The organism is Dellaglioa sp. CoH-57-MRSF-17 (assembly GCF_056782015.1).
The window spans coordinates 1-246 of the sequence record NZ_JBXAXY010000032.1 but is presented as its reverse complement, the minus strand read 5'-3'; the positions used below and the strand labels follow the sequence as shown (position 1 = coordinate 246).

General features: G+C 58.9%; 1 protein-coding gene. It reads right to left on the bottom strand.

The annotated features are described in order from the left end of the window. Positions 1-46 precede the first annotated feature (46 nt). Positions 47-246, bottom strand: a 200-nt coding sequence (locus AC1RPJ_RS07700; RefSeq protein ID WP_481762831.1) for a hypothetical protein, incomplete at its 5' end; no start/stop codon positions are given.

Genomic DNA, 246 nt, shown 5'->3' with positions numbered 1-246 from the left:
CGTGGTTACCCGTGATTTTTGCTGCCATGGTCCACCTCCCTTAGGATTACTCAGCAGTGTGCTCGTCAGCAGCGCCGTCGGCCTGTTCTTGTGCAGCTTCCTGATGTTCCACAGCCTCGTCGGTCCCTGCATCATGTGCCGGCTCTTGAGCTTCCGCCTCAGGTGCTGATTCTTGCGCTTCTGGGGCCGAGGCCTCTTGTTCAGCCACGGGCTCCTGAGCAACTTCGTCAGGCGATTCATCTGCCT